Raw genomic sequence first — 18954 nt, 5'->3', positions numbered from 1 at the left:
GTGCGGTGTGCCACGTGGCGGCGCGGAGTGTAGCGGGGTGCCGACATGAGCGACGGTAGCGAGCGGATCATCGGGCTCCGCGCACAGACGTACCGCCGCGAGCCGATCCAGACCCCGGACGCGCCGGTCCCCACCGGGCCGTTCAGCCAGGCGATCCGGGTCGGTCCGCTGGTCTTCACCGCCGGCCAGGCTGGCCGGAACCGGGACACCGGCGTCCTCGGTGATCTGGCCGAACAGACCGAGTGGGCGCTGCGCAACCTCGACGGCATCCTCCGGGCCGCGGGATCCGCGTTGCAACAGGCCGTCAAGCTGACGATATTCCTCCGGGAGGGCAGCGACCCGGCGGCGTTGAACGAGGTCTACCGCCGCTGGTTCCGGGACCCCCTGCCAGCCCGCAGCCTGGTCTACGTCAGTCGCCTGAAGGGGCCGGACATGCTGGTCGAGATCGAGGCGGTCGCAGTCGTGGGCTGACCCCACGACTGCGACCTGTGCCGAGTTCGCCCGCGCCGTGCAGGCAGCACGGCCAGCGGTATCTCGGCATCCGGTACGGCGCCGACCGGCGGGTCTGGGTGGTGGAGTTCGACCCGGCGACCTGGCACCGGCGTCTGTCGGCGGTGCTGCCCGAGGGCTCCGGCGAGTGCGGGCTCACCGCGACTGTGCTGTACTGCCGGCGGCTCGACGCGTCGACCGGAGTGTGGCGGCTGCCCGGATAACCCACCCGGCCGGTCGGTCGGGCGGCGCCGGGTGGAGTGGACGAGTGGCGCCGCAGGTAGAGGTCGGTTGCCCGACGTTCGGCCAACGAGCCCGCAACTTGCGGTACAGCGGTCGCAAGTTTCGTACGAGGTGATCGCTAACATTCAATGCCTGGTCAGGGCCGTGTCGGGAAGAATCCGAGGTCAGCCCGTACATTCACGATGTTGAATTAACCGCAACTTTTCCGTAACCTCAGCCCGTGGGTAGGACCTTGGGTGGCTGTCCCCGGGACAACGGCACGGCGCTCCGCCGGCACTCCCGGCTGCCCAAGGAGTGCGCGTCGGCGCGACTCATCGCCGCCGCAGGTCCGACCGGCGCCGCGCTCGTTCCCCCACGAGTCCCCGTCATTGCTTCCACCACCACCCGGAAGGAGCCCAAGTGACCACCAACTCGGGCCGCTCCACACTCCGCGCGACAGTCGTCGGGCTGGCAGTAGCGGCACTCGCGTCCGCTGGAGCGGTGTCCACAGTCGCCAGAACGACCAGTGCCGAGGCCGCCGCCCCCGTCAACGTATTGGCCGCGGCTGTCGAGGACGAGGGTGCTGACTGTCCACTGCCCTCCGGTACGCCGGCCTCGAACTCCCGGCTCCCCGACCCGTTCCGCAAGTCGAACGGCACCCGCATCACCAGCAAAGCCGACTGGCGATGCCTCCGCGCCGAAACCAAGGAATACGCCGAACGAACCATCTACGGCCAGAAACCCGCGAAGCCAGCCACCGTCACCGGCACCGTCTCGAACAGCAACATCACCGTGAACGTGTCCGACCAGGGCCGCAGCGCCGGCTTCTCCGCCAGCGTCCAACTCCCGACCACCGGCTCCGCACCATACCCAGCCGTCTTCGTCGTCGGCGGATTTGGTGCCGACACCGCCACCATCCGGGCCGCCGGCGCCGCCGTCATCAACTACGACCCGCTCGCCGTCGGCCGCGAAGGCACCCCCCGCAACAACAAACAAGGAGCCTTCTACAGCATCTACGGCGCCTCCAACAGCACCGGAATCCTGATGGCCTGGGCCTGGGGCGTCAGCCGGCTCATCGACGTCATCGAACAGTCCGGCGGGTCCATCCTGCGCGCCGACGCGACCGGCGTCACCGGATGTTCCCGCTACGGCAAAGGCGCCTTCGCCGTCGGCGTCTTCGACCAACGCATCGCCCTGACCATGCCCATCGAATCCGGCACCGCCGGAGTCCCTGCCCTCCGGTCCGTCGCGCAAGAAGGCGGCGCCCAACCACTCAGCAGCGCCTACGGCGAACAACCCTGGCTCGGCGACGCCTTCAGCTCCTACACCGGCAACCCGAACGGACTACCCGTCGACATGCACCAGATGGTCGGCATGGTCGCCCCACGCGGACTGTTCATCATGGAGAACCCGCACGTCGACTGGCTCGGCGCCACCTCCGGCAGCGTCGCGGCGCTGGGCGGCGCCGAGGTCTACAAAGCCCTCGGCGCCGGTGACAACATCACCTACTGGTCCGACGTCGCGGACGGTACGCACTGCGCCTCCCGGTCCGAATGGCGTACCCCGTTGCAACAGAACATCCAAAAGTTCCTGCTCAAGACCGGCAACACCGCCGGTACCTTCCGGATCTCCAGCCGCAAGGCCGGCAACCTGTCGCAGTGGCGCGACTGGCAGACCCCAACCCTGACCGACGGCCCCACCCCGACGACACCCCCGACCACCCGGCCGCCGACGACACCCCCGACCGGTACCCCGACCACCCCGCCGGCCGGTGGTAGCTGCACGGCGTCGATGAGCCCCGGCACGGTGTGGGGCGATCGTTACAACACGGCGGTGACGGTCAGCGGCGCCAGCGGTTGGAGCGTGGTTGTCGCTGTCACCTCGCCGCAGCAGATCACCACCACCTGGAGCGGCAGTGCCAGCCTGAGCGGCAACGGCACCGTACTGACGATGCGCTCCAACGGCAGCGGCAACACGTTCGGCTTCACCACCATGATGAACGGCAACAGCTCGGCACGACCACAAATCAGATCCTGTACCGCCGGCTAACGCCAGCGGGTCGGGCAGGTTGACCTCTCGTGGAAGTCACTTCAATCTGCCCGAATCCACAGGATGCGCGGCAGTGCCTGAATGTCGACCAGTATCGAATGAATCCACCGTGACTGCGGGGGCTTTGGACGATCAGGAGCAGGCTCCGTCCATCGACCTCTCACGGCTGTTGCCGTACGAGCTAGTGGAGTGAACTGTGAAGAAGTACCAGATTCTGTCGGTGGCCGCGGCGACCGCGGTGGTCACCGCGGCGGGAGTCCTGACCGCCCCACCTCTGTTGGCCGCGACGCCTGACATCACCGTCAATACCGCCTCGTCTTATCAGACGATCGACGGATTTGGGGCCGCGACCCCGATCTTTGGTGGTTCCGGCAGCCCGTGGACGGACGGCGAGACCCAGACACTCGTCGGTACGGGCCAGGGGCAGCTTGGCCTGTCGATCGTTCGGACCGTGGTGTCGCCGGTGTCGAGCGAGTGGGGCTTGTACGCGAACAGCCTGAAGACGGCGAAGTCGTACGGCTCCGATGTCAAGATCCTTGCCTCGCCCTGGACGGCCCCCGCGAACTTCAAGACGAACAACAGCAGGATCAACGGCGGCAAGCTCAGGACCGACTACTACGACGACTATGCGGAGCACCTGAACGGTTACGTGCAGTACATGAAGAATCAGGGCGTCACGGTCGACGTGACCTCGGTCCAGAATGAGCCGGACTGGCACCCGGACTACGATTCGATGGACTGGACCGGCACCGAGTTGCGGAACTTCGTCCGCGACCAGGGCACCAAGGTCAGGGACACCAGGCTCATGGTTGGCGAATCCCTGAGATTCAACCGCGCGTACACCGACCCCACGTTGCAGGACGTCACCGCGCGCAACAACATCGGCTACGTCGGCGGGCACCTGTACGACGCCGAGAACAGTGGCAACCTGTCCTCCTATCCGCTCGCGACCCAATACGGCAAGAACCAGTGGATGACCGAGTGGAACCTGCACGCGGCCGACGGGAATGGTTCGACCATCTGGGGAAATCCCAGCAACCCGGCAGTCTGGAACGAGACCCTGGACGACATCATGCGGACCGTGCACAGGTCGATGGAGGCCAACTGGAGCGCATACGTCTGGTGGTACGGCCGCCGCTTCTACTCCTTCATCGGCGACGGCGATTCGCAGTACGGGACCACGAAGGGCGCGGTCCTCAAGCGCGGCCAGGCATTTTCGCAGTACTCCAAGTACGTCCGGCCCGGCGACAAGCGCGTCGCCCTCTCGAAGAGCTCGAGAACCTCTTCCCTGGAGGTCACGGCCTACCAGGGCAGGGGCAAGGTCACGCTGGTGATTCTCAACCGCTCGAACAGCGCGGTCAACAATGCCGTCATCCAAACGCCGCGGAGCATCTCGAACGCCGAGTACACCGTCACCTCACAAAGCCTGGGCGCCGCGTCACAGCCAGTCAATCTCAGCGACGGACAGGCAACCGTCAACATCCCGGCGCGGAGCATCTCCACCATCACCGTCAGCGAGGGCGCCGCACCGACCACCCCGCCGACCGGGCAGCCCACGACGACTCCGACCACCCCGCCGGCCGGTGGTAGCTGTACCGCGTCGATTACGCCCGGCACGGTGTGGGGCGATCGTTACAACACGGCGGTGACGGTCAGCGGCGCCAGCGGTTGGAGCGTGGTTGTCGCTGTCACCTCGCCGCAGCAGATCACCACCACCTGGAGCGGCAGCGCCAGCCTGAGCGGCAACGGCACCGTACTGACGATGCGCTCCGACGGCAGCGGCAACATGTTCGGCTTCACCACCATGATGAACGGCAACAGCTCGGCACGACCACAAATCAGATCCTGCACCGCCGGCTGACCACACCAACCCGTTGTCCCACCCCGAAACCGACGTCCCGCCACGCCACAGACAGGGCCGTAGCGACAAATAGATGGCGGGGTCTCCGGTAGCGAGTTCATCGACCACAACGAACCCGACGACCGGAGACCCCGCATTCTGAGCCACCGCCGCTTCAGGGAGCGGCGGGCGCACATGGCCGATGAGTAGATGCCCAGGGCCGCTACTGACGGCGCTCGACACTCGCTGCGATAACCTCTGCGGCTTCCCGAGCCTGCGTCGAGTGCGCTGAAAGCGCCTGAGCCGTGAAGACCAACAACCGGTCCGAGTCGTACCGGATCGTCCAATGCCCCTGCCACCACTCCTCTTCGTTGTGCTGATAGCCCAACTCGGTCAAAGTGGAGCCGTCCTCCGACACGCGGTGATCGAGAACTGTTTGCCCGGCCGCGACGAGGGCGTGCGGATCTGCCAGTCGTTCCTGCGGTACCGGGCCCTGAGGGAAGATGGTCGCCTCACCCGGCCCGTGCAGGTAGAACGGAGTGCTGTCGGCCTGGTCCTGCGGTGACTCGATCGTGAACTGAGCGGGCCAGCGCAAACGGAAGGCAGACGTCTCGACGAACCAGCAGGGATGGCTCGGCCCGTCTGCAACGTCCACGACCTCTCGACCCTCGGTGAGCCGATCGGGCTGGACCACCACCTGCACAGGACCGGAGGAAGTCCATCGAGTGACCCGTACGGCATCCGAGCCGGCCTGGTGGCGCTCGAACATGTACGGCCAGTGCGGTGTCAGCACCACTCCGTAGCCGGCCAGCCGGGCGAGAACGTGTCCCACGGTGTCGTAGCGTAGCTGATCACCGTACGAGCCTGGGTCCATCGAGATGACGTCCGGGGAGCCCGCATCGGTGTCGGCTCCGCCCAGAAGCCCTTCTCGGGCGTCGCCGACAACGGCATCGAGACCGGACGGCTGAGGCTCCTGGGTCCGCTTCCAGCTTGCTTTCAGGTTCGGTCGCTACTGTCTACGGGATTATGGATGATCTTCCTTCCCATAGTCCCTGGCCCCTCGTCGCCGCCGCCCCGTGGGCGGTCGCCGGGTTCGAGGGGCTGACCGATGTCTGAGTTTGTCCTGCTGGGGATCGGACTGGTCCTCACGGTCGGTACCGGCATGTTCGTGGCGTCCGAGTTCGCGTTGGTCAATCTCGATCGTGGCGACGTCGAAGCGCGTCAGGCCCGGGGTGAGAAGCGACTCGGCCCGACGATCTCCGCGTTGAAGATCACGTCGACGCACCTGTCGAGCGCGCAGCTCGGTATCTCGCTGACGACCCTGCTCACCGGGTACACCTTCGAGCCCGCGGTGAGTGCTCTGCTCGCCGGCCCGCTGGAGGCCGTGGGCGTGCCGCAGGGCATGGTCTCCGGGGTCGGTGCGGTCGTCGGTATCGCCCTGGCGACGCTCTTCTCGATGGTGATCGGTGAATTGGTACCGAAGAACTTCGCTCTCGCGGTGCCGCTGCGGACGGCGAAGTTCGTGGTGCCGTTCCAGATCCTCTTCACCACCGTGCTGAAGCCACTGATCCTGCTGTTCAACAACACCGCCAACGCCGTCATCCGCGGGTTCGGGATCGAGCCGAAGGAGGAACTGTCCGGTGCTCGTAGTGCGGAGGAGCTCAGCTCGCTGCTGCGGCACTCGGCCCGGGCCGGCGTACTCGATCCGGAACATGCCACGCTGCTGGACCGCACGCTGCGGTTCTCCGGGCGGGACGCCTCCGACGTGATGACTCCCCGGGTACGGATGGCGGCGGTCGGCTCCGCCGCTACCGCCGCCGAGGTGATCGCCCGGGCCGCAGGCACCGGCGTGTCCCGGTTCCCGGTCGTCGGCCGCGGCGTCGACGACATCGTCGGGGTCCTGCACGTCAAGCACGCGTTCGCGATCCCGCTGGAAGACCGCTCCGAGATCCGGGCGAGTGACCTGATGGTCGAACCGTTGCGGGTTCCGGAGACGATGGGCCTGGATGTGCTGCTGCCCGCGCTGCGTGGCGAGGGCCTACAGTTCGCGGTCGTCTACGACGAGCACGGTGGCACGGCCGGCATCGTCACCCTCGAAGACCTGGTCGAGGAGATCGTCGGCGATCTGGAGGACGAGCACGACCGGGCCCGGACCGTCGTCCTGCGGCGCGGCCGGTCGATCCTCTTCGACGCCTCGCTACGCCCCGACGAACTACTGGAGCGGACCACGATCGTGATTCCGGAGCACGACGACTACGACACCGTCGCCGGATTCGTCACCGCGCGCCTCAACCGGTTCCCGAAGGTCGGCGACGAGATCGCCATCGACGGCGGCGTGCTGCGCGTCGAACACCTCAACGGCGTCCAGGTCGACCGGCTGCGGTTCGTTCCCGCCGACGGGGCCGGCGGCTCCGCGGCCCCGCGTGCGGCCGGTGCGCGGACGCGGGAGGCGGCCCGGTGAGCGAGTACCTGCCGGGCATCATCTGGCTGCTTGTCCTGCTGGTCGTCAACGCGTTCTTCGTCGGCGCCGAGTTCGCGGTGATCTCGGCCCGCCGGTCCCAGATCGAACCGAGGGCCCAGGCCGGCAGCCGCGCCGCCCAGACCACGCTGTGGGCGATGGAGCACGCCACGCTGATGTTGGCGACGAGCCAGCTCGGCATCACCGTCTGCTCGCTGCTCATCCTGAACGTCTCCGAGCCGGCGATCCACCACCTGCTGGAGATTCCGCTCGCGCACACGCCGCTCTCCCCGGAGACGGTGACGGTGGTCGCGTTCGTCGTCGCGCTCGGGCTGGTGACGTTCCTGCACGTCGTGTTCGGTGAGATGGTGCCGAAGAACATCTCGTTCTCCGTACCGACGGCGGCAGCGCTGATTCTGGCTCCGCCGCTGGTGTTCGTGGCCCGGATGTTCAAACCGGTCATCTGGAGCCTCAACGGGATCGCGAACGGCATCCTGCGGCTGTTCCGGGTGACACCGAAGGACGAGGCGAACAGCACCTACAGCCTCGACGAGGTGGCGACCATCGTGGCGCAGTCGACCCGCGAGGGGGTACTCGTCGACGGGTCGGGCACCCTCACCGCAGTCGTCGAGTTCACCGCGAAGACCGTCGGCGACGTGGAGGTCCCCCTCGGCGACCTGGTCGTACTGTCGTCGACCGTGACACCGGCGCAGATCCAGCAGGCCGTTGCCGAGCACGGATACTCCCGCTACCTGCTCACCGCCAACGGTGAACCAAACGGATATCTGCACATCAAGGACGTCATGGACCTGGCCGGAAGCGCCTACACCGCCGCTGTACCGGCCAAACGTGTCCGCCGGCTCGCCGCCGTACGCAGGGACAGCGAACTGGAGGACGCGTTGGCCACGATGCGGCGAGGCGGGTCGCACATCGCCCGGGTCCTCGACGACACCGGCGGCACGACCGGGGTGATCTTCCTCGAGGACATCGTCGAGGAACTCGTCGGCGAGGTCCAGGACGCCACCACCCGGTAACCACAGGATCCGGCCGTCGAAGGACTCGGGTCGGACGGGGATGCTCGGTGCGGCACGCCGGTCAGGCTGCCGCGCCGACACACCTGCGGCAACGGCCGCTGGATTCCTCGTCGATCTGCGGATCCGGGCGCGCCGCAAGGTCGGGCCGATTTGCCGGTTCCGACGGCCTGAGTCGGGCGGCAAAGGCCATCTGATCATCTGGGCGTGTCGTTGTTAGACTTCGGCAGGTCGTCGGGTGGCGGCCGGGGGGTGGCGGCCATGGCGGGGACTCCGGACGGTGAGGCGTTTCTGGATCCGGACAGCTCGCGTGACTACTTGCGGTCGTGGAAGCAGCGCGTCGAGGCGATGGCGGCGAGGACGCAGGCCATGAGTGACCAGATCGGACAGCTGCGGGCCAGTGCGAAGGACGGCAACGGGCTGGCCGAGGTGACGGTCGACTCCACGGGCGTCTTGGTCGATCTGAAGCTGACGGAGCGGATCCACCGGTTCGATCCGGAGACGGTCGCGCGGGCGGTGATGTCCGCACTGCGTCAGGCGCGGGTGACGGCGGCTGACCGGTCGCGGGAGATCGCGATCGAGACGATGGGGCCTGACTCGGTGGCGGCGCGCACGATCGGTGATCGGATGCAGCAGCTGCTTGAGCCGCCGGAGCCCACCGACGGCGTGCCTGGGCCTCCTGCTCCCGGTCGGGGAAGGGGGTAGGCGATGGCGGCTGACGCGTTCAATGTCGACCCCGCACAGTTGCACCGGCATGCGGCCAAGGTGCTGGCGGTGCGGGATCAACTGGGTGCGATCAAGGGTGCCAGCCGGGCGATCGCCCAGAACGACGCGGCCTACGGGTTGTTGTGCGGGTGGATCGCCGGGATTCTCGAGGCCCGGCACCAGCGGCAGGACGCGTTGTACGCGTACGTCGAGGAGAACCTGTCGCTGGCGTCGGATGCGTTGACCACCGCTGCCCGGGCGTACGAGTCCGCTGACAGTTCGTCCTCGGATCGAGTCCGCCGGTCCGGCGGGGCGGGGTGAGGTCGCCGTCATGGTCGCCGACAACGCGCTGGTCGCCACGCCGACCTCGTCGCGTACGGCGTGGACGGGATCGTCGCTGGCCGAGGGCTTTCAGGGCCTGCACCAGTCGGTGAACAGCGGCTCCTGGGTCGACGGGCTGCTGGCCGGCGGGGCGTTCGCGCTCGAGGCCGCGGCCACCGTGCTCGATCCGTTCAGTGCGCTGCTCGCCAACGGGCTCGGCTGGGCGATGGAGCATTTCGAGCCGTTGCGTGAGGTGCTGGACAAGCTGGCCGGGATTCCGGACATGGTCGTCGCGCACGCCGAGACGTGGAAGAACATGGCCGGCGCGTTGCAGACCATGGCCGAGGACCTGTACGCCAGCCTCGCGTCGGACCTGCCTGACTGGGGCGGCAGCGCGGCCGAGGCGTACCAGAACAAGATGGCCAACAACGTCGACGGGCTCGGCGGGCTGTCCGTGCTGGCGGCGACGATGGCCTCGGCGACCCAGGCGGCGGGCAACCTGGTGCAGTTCACCCGTGACATCGTCCGGGATCTGATCTGCGATCTGGTCGCCCGGGTGATCGTCTGGGCCGCGGAGGCGTTGCTGGTCGTCACGATCCCGCTGGTCGCGGCGCAGATCGTGTCGGCGGTGCTGAAGTGGGCCGGCCGGATCGCGAGCTACACCAGCGCGCTGATCACCAGCCTTACCAACCTGAAGACGCTGATGGGCAGCTGACCATGAGCTTGCGCGGACTTCCCGTACGACTGGTGGGGGCGGCATGACCGAGCCGGCTGTTCGCCTCGCCGCCGAGAGTTGGTAGGGCGCCGATGGCCAGAGGCAGCGGGGGATCCCACGCCGGCACCGACACTCCTTCGACCACCCGCACCGGGAGCGACAGCGACGCCGCGTCGCCGGGGAGGAGACCGTCCGGTGGGAACGCCGGCAGTGTGGACGGGGGCCACACCGCCGTACAGGCGACGTTCCAGGCCGGCCGGGTAGGTAATGCGAGCGCGGCCAGCTCCACCACCCAGTCGCCGGTGACCAGCACGATCACCGGCGATCCGCTACCGCCCGGCTACAAGTACGACGCCAACGGGCGCCTGCACGGGCCGGACGGCGGATACGCCAAGGATCCGACGGCGCCACCTGGCGCGCACAACCGGGACAGCGAGTATCCCGGCGGCTACCGCGAGTCCACACACGACGACATGGCCCGCAGGTACACGGTGGAAGGTGCGCTCGCCGGGGAGTGGCCGCGTATGCCCGGCGGTCAGCGGATGCCCAGGGAAGACATGACCTGGCTCGACGAGAACGGTGAGGTTATCGACGTCCCGGACGGCGACGAGATCACCTACGAACATAACAAGCCAGTCGTTCAGGACTGGAACGACAATGGCCGGTTCAATTCCAGGCAGTATCGGAATGACTGGTACAATAACGTCGACAATCTTCAGCCCATGCTGCGGTCGGAGAATTCCAGGGGCGGCGCGACATTGGGGTTGAGATACGAACAGGAAACTGGCGGGGGGTATACTCCCGACTGATGTCCGACCCCGAGGGCGCCAGCTGCCGGTAACCGAACTGGAGTGTCGTGATCGATATCGCCAATGTCGTCCAGGGTTTCGCCGGCGTCCGGCCCCTACCGGGGATCCAGGACGCGTGGACCTGGTCGCTGAGCACCATGTTCACCTACGGCCTGGCCCTCACCCCCGATGGCGCGCACGCGGTGCAGATGAACGTGCGCGGCGAAGGGGACGAGGAGCTCATGGTCAGCGTCCTGTCCTTCGCCCGGGAGCGCAGCACCGAGGTGCTGGCGGCCGTGCCGTTCGCGGTTCTCGAAGGTTACACGCCACCGGCGGACTCCAATTACGAGTTCGACACGGTCGGCGGTGTGATCCCAGCCGTCTACCGTCTGCACAAAAAGATTCCCGAACTCTCAGAGGTCACCTATCAGGTGTTCCCGGCGTGGCGCTGCGAGTTCTCCGGCCGCGAGTCGCAGATCGAGGCGGTGGACCGGTTCGGCAAGTTCCTGGAATCCGCCAACATCCACCGGGTGTCGAGGCCATTCCTCAAGATGCGTTTCGACAACCCGAAGACCGGCGGCGGCAGCATCGGCCCCGAACTCGGCCTCGCCAGAACCGACCTGTTGTACGGCGAGTTGCGCAAGCTCGACCAGGCCGAGGGTGCGTGGATCGACTTCCAGAACTTCCAGAACAAGCTGCGCCGAGCGTACTGGGAGGACGGCCTGCGGCTGGCCGCCGAGGGCGGGCAGGGCCGGGCGATCGAGCTGACCGACCTGCTGGTGTACGCCCACACGTTCCTCACCGAGGGCGTCGACGATGAATCTTGACATCGAGGACCAGGACCTGATCCACGACGCGACGGAGGCGGACATCCGCGCCGGGATAGCGCGCCTGAACAGCCGTGGCCCGCGGTTCGCCGTCCTCAGGATCCGGCCGCACTACTACATCCAGACCTATGCCGTCGACGACGGCCGGCTGGATGTGGATTACCGCGAGGGCGGGCCCGACCGGGCGTACGCCTCGCCGTTCCCCCAGCCCAAGGACGCGGTCACCGACGCATTCCTCAGCTATCTCTACGACGACAACCGATGGCGCACCGCCTTCGAATGGAAGCGTCAACCGGAAGAGGAGCTATGAGCTACGTCGTCCCGGTCACCGATGCGACCTACCGGGCCCGGGTCGTCGACAGCCAGACACCGGTCCTGCTGGTGTTCCTGCCCGACAGCGGCGACGTCCGGCGGGCGTTCTCGCCCGTACTCGCCGAGGTGGCGCAGCGACTGGGCGACAGCCTGCTGGTCGCCACGGTCGACGTGGCCACCAACCCGGTCACCACCCAGGGATGGGGCGTGACCCAGACCCCGACCTCGGTACTGCTCAACCTCGGCATCATGCAGCGCGTGCTACTCGGAGTACGCCCCGCCGACCGGCTCATCGAGGAGATCGAGCAGGCCGTCGGACCGAACATCGCAACGCCGTAACGCGGAAGCCAACGCCAACACCGGTAAACGAGATTCAGCTGCGGGACGCTAGAAGCGATCGGGGCGACAACCCGACAACGCCGACTCGACGATGCCGTCGACCAACTCCCGCGCGACAAGGCGGCCCACGGCCGGGGCAAGCGTGACCGCCGCGTGCATCACCGCCAGGTAGAGACCGGGTACCTCGGCGACCGGACCGACGATCGGCTCACCGTCGACCGGCATTGGGCGTACTCCGAGTCGTGTGCTGAGCAGCTCGACGCTCCCGGTACCGCGGAAAGTGGACCGGACGGCGGCAAGGGTCCGTTCGGGCGAGTCCGCCGCGACGATCAGCCGGTCCGCGGCGACCTGCCGGAGATCGAAGTCCTGAGTGTTGACCACGGTGCGGACCAGACCGGCCGGCGCGCGAAACCGGAAGAGCGGGCACGGCGACGGCTCGACCGGGACACGCACGCCGAGCGGCGCGCCCAGCGCGGCCGTGGCAACACCGGCCGCCAACACCACAGTCGTACCGGAGAGGAGTCCTGCGGCCGTCTCGACCCCGGCAACCCGGCCCGCCGCATCCCGACGGACCGCGGTGACCGCGGTGTCCAGACATACCCGGGCGCCATGGGCGCGGGCGCCCGCGACCAGCCGCTCGGTCACGCCCACCGAGTCGACGGCGCCGTCGCCGGGTGCCCAGACGGCCCACTCCGGTGGCTGTCGAAGGTTGGGCTCGAGCGTCATCACGGTGGCCGCGTCCACAATCTCCTGTCCGGGCCCGGCCTCCGGCGCGCCGCCCTCCGCGCGCCAGCTCAGTGAGCCGGACCAGATCACCGGGAGTCCCGGCAACTCGGCCTCGACTCGGCGGTACTCCTCCGTCGCGGTGGCCCGTATCCCGGCCGCCGGACCGGTACGCACGCCAGACGCTCCGACCCAAGCGAACGAGTCCGCCGTCACGCCGGCTCCTGGCCGCCCGGCGTCGACCAACGTCACGGTGGCGCCCGCCCGGGCGGCGTGATAAGCCACCGACGCGCCGACGATGCCAGCCCCGACGACGACTACGTGCCTTTCCACCGGTGCGCTCAACACGTTGGCAACCTTACTGTCCGCAGCGGCTCCGTCCGTGCGGGCAGCCCAATGGGCCGACGCCCGCTGATCGACGACTGCCGGTAACGGGATGCAGACGCGGAACACCAGGTGGTCTAGCAGTGGTCTAGCAGCGGAAAAGCGAAAGACTGACGACCGCTCAGACTGGGCTCCCTGGTTCGCCGCGCATCATCGCCGGTCGCTACAGCGCGGGTGGTACCGCCGGCCGTAGTCTCGGCGTCATGACGGAAACGCAGACACACACCCTCGCCCTGCCGGGCGTCGACCTGGTCTACGACGTTCGCGGCCCGCTCCCGCCAGCCGATGGGCGTCCGGTGTTGGTCATGATCGGCCAGCCGATGACAGCGGAAGGCTTCGAAGCGCTCGCCACCCACTTCACGGACCGTACGGTCGTCACCTACGACCCGCGCGGCCTGGGTCGCAGCGTCCGCAAGGACGCCCGATCCGATCACACGCCGCAGCATCAGGCCGCCGACCTGCACCTTCTGGTCGAGGCGCTCGGTGCCGGTCCGGTCGACATGTTCGCCAGCAGCGGCGGTGCGGTGACCGCGCTCGAACTGGTCGCGACCCACCCGGGCGATGTCGTCACGCTGGTGGCGCACGAGCCGCCGATCAACGCTGTACTACCCGACGCCGAGGCCGCCGAACGCGCCCGGGGTGCCTTCCACGATGCGTACCAGGCGAAGGGCACCGGCGCGGGCATGGCCGCGTTCATCGCGATGACGTCCTGGGAGGGCGAGTTCACCGATGCCTACTTTGCCCAGCCCGAGCCCGACCCGGTGATGTTCGGCCTGCCGACCGATGACGACGGCACTCGCGACGATCCGCTGCTGTCGAAGAACTCGTGGGCGATCACCGACTACCGCCCCGACGCGGCGGCGCTCACCGCGGCACCGACCCGGATCGTCATCGCGGTCGGCGAGGAGTCGGCGGGAACGTACACCGCGCGTACCGCCGTCGGCATCGCAGCCCTGCTCGGCCAGGAAGCCACGGTGTTCCCGAGCCATCACGGCGGCTTCCTCGGCGGCCAGTTCGGTTACGCCGGCAAGCCCGAAGAGTTCGCGGCGAGGCTACGAGAGGTTCTGGCCGCCGGTTGACCGGCTCGGGTTGTGCGGCCAGCGTCGCACTGCTCCCGGCCCGAGCGGTGTGGCGTTGTCCCAGCCGCAGGCTACGGATGGGCCTTCTCGGTGTGGCCGGTCAGGGCAGGATCTCGACGTACCCGTCGGCCCCGTGCACGCGGATCCGCTGCCCGTCCCGGATGAGCCGGGTGGCATCGGCCACACCGACGACGGCCGGCAGGCCGTACTCCCGGGCGATCACCGCGCCATGGGTCATCAGGCCGCCCACCTCCGTCACCAGGCCCGTGATCGCGACGAACAGGGGCGACCAGCTGGGATCGGTGTAGGCCGTGACCAGGATGTCACCCGCCTCGAGATCGGCCCGCGCCATGTCGAGGATGACCCGCGCCCTCCCCTCGATGGTCCCGGCGGAAACCGGCAGGCCGATCAGGGCACCGGCCGGTACGTCGTCGCGCCGGTACGCCCCGGCGACGGCCTCGCCATCCGACGTGAGCACCCGGGGCGGCGTGAGCGCGTGGTACGACCGGAACGCCTCCCTGCGCTGCTGGATGAGCTGGTCGTCCACCTGGTTCGCGCGTACGACGTCGTGGAGTTCCTGGAACGTGAGGTAGAAGATGTCCTCCTGCTCCGCGAGCACGTTGGCCCGCACGAGGCGCTCGGCCTCCGCCAGCAGGGCCTGCTTGTAGACGAAGTAGCGGCTGACGATGCCGTACTTCGGGTACTCCCGGTACCCGATGAAGGTCCGGACCCGGTCGATCATCCGTTTGGCCTCGGCGGCCTTCTGCTCGCCGTCCGGCAGGGCCCGCAAGCGTGACAGTACGTCCTGTTCCTTCTGCCGCGCCTCCTGCCGCCCTTGCGCGAAGCGCCGCGCGGCGGCGCCCGGCTCGAAGAGTTTGACGTTGTCGAGGATCAGCGGCACGAGCGTGCTGGGGCGTTCGCTCCAGCGGGCCCTGGTGATGTCGATCTCGCCGACGCAGCGCATGCCGTACCGGTCGAGGTAGGCCGCGATGGCGTCGCGCGCTTCGATCCCGCCCGCGAGCTTCGGCAGCTCGTCCAGGAAGCCCTCGTCCTCGACGCCCCGCAGGAACGCCACCACCTCCGGGTACGGGCGGATCACGTCGGCGACGTCGAGCAGCGCCAGTCCCATCTCCGAGGTGACGTTGTCGGGGGCGGACAGGGTGAGCGTGTCGGCCGCGTTCTTCTCGCCCAGCCACTCCTGCAACTGGTCGTTGAGCCACCAGGTGGCCTCCATCCCCGCCATGATCGCCTGCATGTTCAGCGGATCGCCGAGGACTCGCTTGTGCTCCTGGAGGGCCTCCAGCAGGAAGTCGAACAGCGCCGGTCCGGTCAGCGCCGCGATGTCGCGCCGCAGGGCGGCGATGGACGCCTGGCTGCGCTCGATCAGCCCGGTGACGATGGCCGGATCGGTCTCGATCGGGGCGGACGCGCCGCCGGCCGGGGGCCCAACGGGACCCTCGTCCGGGAGCGACGGGACGAAGCCGTCGTGGTCGAGGACGGTCTCCAGCGCGTCCCTGGTCAGCGGATCGGACCTCCCCACCATCTCCAGGAAGCCGGCGCGGCTCGCGGGCGAGGCCAGCCTCCGGGTGGCGTCGACGAACAGCCGCCCGCCGGCCTCGTGCATCGGCGCCATGGCCGTCAGTTGCCACATGGAGATCCCGAGGGGCTTCATGGGGTCGGTCATCATCTGTTGGTGGCCGACTGAGACATAGACGTGGTTCTCTGCGTTGTGGGTCGCGGGGATGGGGAACAGCGTGGTGATCGGCCGGCTCTGGACGATCTGGAACTCGTCGTCGACCAGGCACCATTCGATGTCCTGCGGGCGGCCGAAGTGCGCTTCGATCCGCCGGCCGAGCTGCACGAGCCGTACGACCTGGGGGTCCGTCAGCGCCGGCTGCTCCTGCCGCTGCGGGTCGATCGCCACTTCCCGGGTACCGCCAGCCGGCAGGGCGTGCACGGCACGCTGCTTGGCGGCGACCGCTCTGGCGACGATCCGGCCGTCGCGCACCTTGAAGACGTCCGGGTTCACCAGGCCGGAGACCAGGGCCTCGCCGAGGCCGAAACCGGCGTCCACGGTGGCGACCTTCCGGTTGCCCGTGACGGGGTCGGCCGTGAACAGGATGCCGGCCGCGTGCGGGAAGACCATCCGCTGCACGACAACGGCCATCTGGACCGTACGGTGGTCGATGCCGTTCCGCTGGCGGTAGGCCACGGCCCGCTCGGTGAACAGCGACGCCCAGCACCGGCTGACGTGCTGGAGGATCGCCGCCGGCCCCACGACGTTCAGGTAGCTGTCCTGCTGGCCGGCGAAGGAGGCCGTCGGCAGGTCCTCTGCCGTCGCGCTGGATCGGACGGCGTAGGCGGCGTGCTCGCCGAACTCGGCGAGCGCCCGGGTGATCGCCGCCGCGAGATCGCCCGGGATGGCGATATCTTCGACGGTCCGGCGGATCTCCGCGCTGAGCGTGCGGATCGCCTCCCGGTCGTCCTGGTCCAGGCGCGACAGCTTGTCGAGCCGATCGTCGATCGACGGCGCTTCCGCCATGATCCGCCGGAAGGCGTCCGTCGTCACGCAGAAGCCAGCCGGTACGCGGATGCCTTCGATCCGCGACAGCCCGCCCAGGTGTGCGCCCTTGCCGCCAACGACCGTGACGGGCATCCCGTCAACATCTTGAAGATCCCACACGTACTGCTCGATCATCCCATCTCCGCAGGTTGTTGTGGCCTCGGCCGACGATTCTGCGCCACGACACGGGTCTTGCCGCAAGCCCCCGGGTGCGCTATACGTTAAGAGTGGCAGGGAGAGATCTCCCTGCCTTTGCCTTTGCCGTCACGCTCTGTCAACCTGAACCGGGTACCGCGTCCGACCTTGCGGTCCGTCGGACCGCAAGGGGAGGGTGCGAAAGGTTCACTGGAGGGCGTCGGCGACCGGGTGGCGGGTGGCGGCCAGCGCGGGGATGGCGGTGAGCACGGCGACGGCGAACAGGACCGCGAGTGCCACGGCGAGCATCCAGGAGGCGGGTGCGTACTGGGGCTGGCCCGGAGTGGCGACCAGATACAGCCCGATGCCGACCGGGATCCCGAGGGCCACGCCGGGTATCGCCGGTAGGAGCTGCGCTACCGCCATGCCCGCGGTCACCTGTGCGGGTGTGGCGCCGAGCGTGCGGGCGACGGCCAGGGGGTGACGGGCGTCGAGGACCGCGGTCCAGGTGCTCACGATGGCGTTGACGAGCGCGAGGACGCACAGCACGACGACGACGAGGAACATGGCCTGGAGGGTTCGGGTGTTCCGGGGACTGGCCAGCTCCGATTCGCCGAGCCTGACCTGCTGGTCCTGTGCGAGGCCCATGAACAAGGCGGCGAGCGCGGTCGTGGTGATCAGGGTGTTCACCATGACGAGGTGGGCGCGGCGGGGGCGGCGGGCGTTGACGCGTACCCCGATCAGCAGGGCGGTGGGCATTCGGCGGGACAGCCAGACGCGCCACCGGCGGCGTCGGGGTGGGGTGGCGGCGTCGGCCAGCGCGTGCACGGTGTCGGTGGTGGCGGCGCGCAGCACGGGTGCCAGCGTCGCCGCGGCGGCGATCGCGAGGGCGAGGACGGTGACCGCGAGCACGGTACGTAGCGCGGGCGGGTGGGTACCGGTGGAGCCGAGGAGTCCGGCGCCGGGGTTGGTCAGTGCGGGGGCGGTGAGCCAGCCGGCGGTCAGGCCGGTGCCGGCGGCGGCGAGCCCGATGACGAGGTACTCGGCGAGGTGGACGGCGGCGATCATGGCCGGTCCGGCGCCGACGGCCTTGAGTAGTCCCACCCGGCGGCGTTGGTCGACGACGCGGCCGGCGACGATGTTGGCGACGCTGGCCACCGCGAGGGCGGTGAGTAGCCAGGCGCCGACCAGTAGGGCCAGGCGCGCCTGTTTGACGAGCCTGCCGTCCGTCTCGGCGATCTGTGTCCAGCTGGTGTATTCGATCCCGCCTCTGCTCATGTGCCGGAAGGAGGTGCTGGCGTGTGGGTCGGCGAATCTCAGGTTGAGGGTGTACGACGGTGGCTTGGCGTCGGCCAGTACGCCGATCTCGCTGCTGTCGACCCAGGCCAGGCCGGCGAGCTGGACCAGGGGGCTGCCCGGACCAAAGCGCCAGTCGGCGTTCGGGTAGACGGCTCTGGCGGCGGTGACCGCGGTGCCGACCACCCGCAGCGGGCGGCCGTTGATGGCGACGGTGTCGCCGGTGCGTACGCCGAGGGCGTTGGCGAAGGTCGGTTCGATGACCACCCCGCCGGGGCGTACCCAGGTGCCGGTGGTCACCGCGGGCCGGTCGAGGGCGGCCGGGGAGTTGTCCCGGCCCTGGACGACCACCTGCACGGTCTTGCCGTGTGCGGTCAGCATCAGATAAGCGATCGGGTACGGCCCGCTGTGCGCGGTGACCCCGGGCGCGCTGGCCAGCGGCGCGAGGGCGGCCAGAGCCTGCGGGCCCGTCGCTCCCGGCATCGCCACCACGTCGGGGCCCGCGGTGGCGGCTCGGGTCCGCTCGTACGGTTTGGCGAGTGCGTTGTTCAGGGCGAGCCCGAGAGTCAGTGTCGCCGTCGCGGCGCTGATCGCGACCAGCAGCAGTACGGTCTCGGTGCGCCGCCGGCGCAGGTCCCGCACCATCAGCCGGCACACCAGCAGCAGACGCCCGGCCAC

19 protein-coding genes are annotated in these 18954 nt (G+C 68.7%); 15 read left to right on the top strand and 4 right to left on the bottom strand.

All coding sequences use genetic code 11. The features are described from left to right. Positions 1 to 45 precede the first annotated feature (45 nt). The 5 genes from Pma05_RS18555 to Pma05_RS18535 all read left to right on the top strand — a co-directional run bounded on the left by Pma05_RS18555 (position 46) and on the right by Pma05_RS18535 (position 4621). The gene (locus Pma05_RS18555) at positions 46 to 471 is read left to right on the top strand and encodes a RidA family protein (RefSeq protein ID WP_203858653.1); all 426 of its coding nucleotides are present in this window, start codon (positions 46 to 48) and stop codon (positions 469 to 471) included. A gap of 17 nt (positions 472 to 488) precedes the next feature. Beyond that, complete coding sequence (locus Pma05_RS18550; RefSeq protein ID WP_203858652.1) at positions 489 to 713, top strand: hypothetical protein; 225 nt, start codon at positions 489 to 491, stop codon at positions 711 to 713. Positions 714 to 952: 239 nt separating this feature from the next. Beyond that, positions 953 to 1135: a hypothetical protein gene (locus tag Pma05_RS18545; protein WP_203858651.1), complete on the top strand. Its 183-nt coding sequence runs from the start codon at positions 953 to 955 to the stop codon at positions 1133 to 1135. Continuing rightward, positions 1132 to 2760: a glucuronyl esterase domain-containing protein gene (locus tag Pma05_RS18540; protein WP_239312561.1), complete on the top strand. Its 1629-nt coding sequence runs from the start codon at positions 1132 to 1134 to the stop codon at positions 2758 to 2760. Before Pma05_RS18545 ends, Pma05_RS18540 begins: the two co-directional genes overlap by 4 nt. Positions 2761 to 2956: 196 nt before the next feature. Beyond that, entirely contained in the window at positions 2957 to 4621 is a 1665-nt protein-coding gene (locus Pma05_RS18535) for a glycoside hydrolase family 30 beta sandwich domain-containing protein (RefSeq protein WP_239312558.1), read from the top strand. 202 nt (positions 4622 to 4823) lie between these two features. On the opposite strand, the gene Pma05_RS18525 is transcribed toward Pma05_RS18535, so the two are convergent. Beyond that, entirely contained in the window at positions 4824 to 5432 is a 609-nt protein-coding gene (locus Pma05_RS18525) for a hypothetical protein (protein WP_203858650.1), read from the bottom strand. Between the two features lie 276 nt (positions 5433 to 5708). Here Pma05_RS18525 and Pma05_RS18520 point away from each other — a divergent pair, with 276 nt between their 5' ends. The 9 genes from Pma05_RS18520 to Pma05_RS18480 all read left to right on the top strand — a co-directional run bounded on the left by Pma05_RS18520 (position 5709) and on the right by Pma05_RS18480 (position 12096). Beyond that, entirely contained in the window at positions 5709 to 7061 is a 1353-nt protein-coding gene (locus tag Pma05_RS18520; protein WP_203858649.1) for a hemolysin family protein, read from the top strand. Next, positions 7058 to 8092, top strand: a complete 1035-nt coding sequence (locus Pma05_RS18515) for a hemolysin family protein (RefSeq protein ID WP_203858648.1) — start codon at positions 7058 to 7060, stop codon at positions 8090 to 8092. Before Pma05_RS18520 ends, Pma05_RS18515 begins: the two co-directional genes overlap by 4 nt. Positions 8093 to 8350: 258 nt before the next feature. Beyond that, positions 8351 to 8794 carry a YbaB/EbfC family nucleoid-associated protein gene (locus tag Pma05_RS18510; RefSeq protein WP_203858647.1) on the top strand — a complete coding sequence of 148 codons (444 nt, stop codon included), beginning with the start codon at positions 8351 to 8353 and terminating at the stop codon, positions 8792 to 8794. 3 nt (positions 8795 to 8797) lie between these two features. Next, the gene (locus Pma05_RS18505) at positions 8798 to 9115 is read left to right on the top strand and encodes a type VII secretion target (RefSeq protein WP_203858646.1); all 318 of its coding nucleotides are present in this window, start codon (positions 8798 to 8800) and stop codon (positions 9113 to 9115) included. A gap of 10 nt (positions 9116 to 9125) precedes the next feature. After that, on the top strand, positions 9126 to 9830 hold the full coding sequence (locus Pma05_RS18500; protein ID WP_203858645.1) for a WXG100 family type VII secretion target: 705 nt from the start codon (positions 9126 to 9128) through the stop codon (positions 9828 to 9830). A gap of 302 nt (positions 9831 to 10132) precedes the next feature. Next, positions 10133 to 10639 (top strand): hypothetical protein, encoded by a 507-nt coding sequence (locus Pma05_RS18495; protein ID WP_203858644.1) that lies wholly within the window; start codon positions 10133 to 10135, stop codon positions 10637 to 10639. Positions 10640 to 10686: 47 nt separating this feature from the next. Continuing rightward, positions 10687 to 11445: a hypothetical protein gene (locus Pma05_RS18490; protein WP_203858643.1), complete on the top strand. Its 759-nt coding sequence runs from the start codon at positions 10687 to 10689 to the stop codon at positions 11443 to 11445. Continuing rightward, on the top strand, positions 11435 to 11755 hold the full coding sequence (locus tag Pma05_RS18485) for a hypothetical protein (protein ID WP_203858642.1): 321 nt from the start codon (positions 11435 to 11437) through the stop codon (positions 11753 to 11755). Before Pma05_RS18490 ends, Pma05_RS18485 begins: the two co-directional genes overlap by 11 nt. Beyond that, positions 11752 to 12096, top strand: coding sequence for a thioredoxin family protein (locus Pma05_RS18480; protein ID WP_203858641.1), 345 nt, complete (start codon positions 11752 to 11754; stop codon positions 12094 to 12096). Before Pma05_RS18485 ends, Pma05_RS18480 begins: the two co-directional genes overlap by 4 nt. A gap of 48 nt (positions 12097 to 12144) precedes the next feature. Here Pma05_RS18480 and Pma05_RS18475 read toward each other — a convergent pair whose 3' ends face one another. After that, positions 12145 to 13152, bottom strand: coding sequence for an NAD(P)/FAD-dependent oxidoreductase (locus tag Pma05_RS18475; protein ID WP_275414706.1), 1008 nt, complete (start codon positions 13150 to 13152; stop codon positions 12145 to 12147). Positions 13153 to 13406: 254 nt separating this feature from the next. Here Pma05_RS18475 and Pma05_RS18470 point away from each other — a divergent pair, with 254 nt between their 5' ends. Beyond that, entirely contained in the window at positions 13407 to 14282 is an 876-nt protein-coding gene (locus tag Pma05_RS18470) for an alpha/beta fold hydrolase (protein ID WP_203858639.1), read from the top strand. Between the two features lie 100 nt (positions 14283 to 14382). Here Pma05_RS18470 and rph read toward each other — a convergent pair whose 3' ends face one another. Both rph and Pma05_RS18460 read right to left on the bottom strand, forming a co-directional pair. Further along, on the bottom strand, positions 14383 to 16980 hold the full coding sequence (gene rph, locus Pma05_RS18465) for a rifamycin-inactivating phosphotransferase (RefSeq protein WP_203858638.1): 2598 nt from the start codon (positions 16978 to 16980) through the stop codon (positions 14383 to 14385). Between the two features lie 207 nt (positions 16981 to 17187). Continuing rightward, the gene (locus tag Pma05_RS18460) at positions 17188 to 18954 is read right to left on the bottom strand and encodes an ABC transporter permease (RefSeq protein ID WP_203858637.1); all 1767 of its coding nucleotides are present in this window, start codon (positions 18952 to 18954) and stop codon (positions 17188 to 17190) included.

This window comes from Plantactinospora mayteni (assembly GCF_016862935.1).
Classification (GTDB): Bacteria; Actinomycetota; Actinomycetes; order Mycobacteriales; family Micromonosporaceae; genus Plantactinospora; species Plantactinospora mayteni.
Note: the sequence above shows the minus strand (reverse complement) of the source record. Positions and strands in the feature narration are given on the sequence as shown.

Excerpts from the sequence above, each read along its gene's own strand:
- Pma05_RS18555 (WP_203858653.1), top strand. The coding sequence starts at position 46 with ATGAGCGACGGTAGCGAGCGGATCATCGGGCTCCGCGCACAGACGTAC.
- Pma05_RS18520 (WP_203858649.1), top strand. The coding sequence starts at position 5,709 with ATGTCTGAGTTTGTCCTGCTGGGGATCGGACTGGTCCTCACGGTCGGT.
- Pma05_RS18510 (WP_203858647.1), top strand. The coding sequence starts at position 8,351 with ATGGCGGGGACTCCGGACGGTGAGGCGTTTCTGGATCCGGACAGCTCG.
- Pma05_RS18505 (WP_203858646.1), top strand. The coding sequence starts at position 8,798 with ATGGCGGCTGACGCGTTCAATGTCGACCCCGCACAGTTGCACCGGCAT.
- Pma05_RS18500 (WP_203858645.1), top strand. The coding sequence starts at position 9,126 with ATGGTCGCCGACAACGCGCTGGTCGCCACGCCGACCTCGTCGCGTACG.
- Pma05_RS18485 (WP_203858642.1), top strand. The coding sequence starts at position 11,435 with ATGAATCTTGACATCGAGGACCAGGACCTGATCCACGACGCGACGGAG.
- Pma05_RS18480 (WP_203858641.1), top strand. The coding sequence starts at position 11,752 with ATGAGCTACGTCGTCCCGGTCACCGATGCGACCTACCGGGCCCGGGTC.
- Pma05_RS18470 (WP_203858639.1), top strand. The coding sequence starts at position 13,407 with ATGACGGAAACGCAGACACACACCCTCGCCCTGCCGGGCGTCGACCTG.
- rph (WP_203858638.1), bottom strand. The coding sequence starts at position 16,980 with ATGATCGAGCAGTACGTGTGGGATCTTCAAGATGTTGACGGGATGCCC.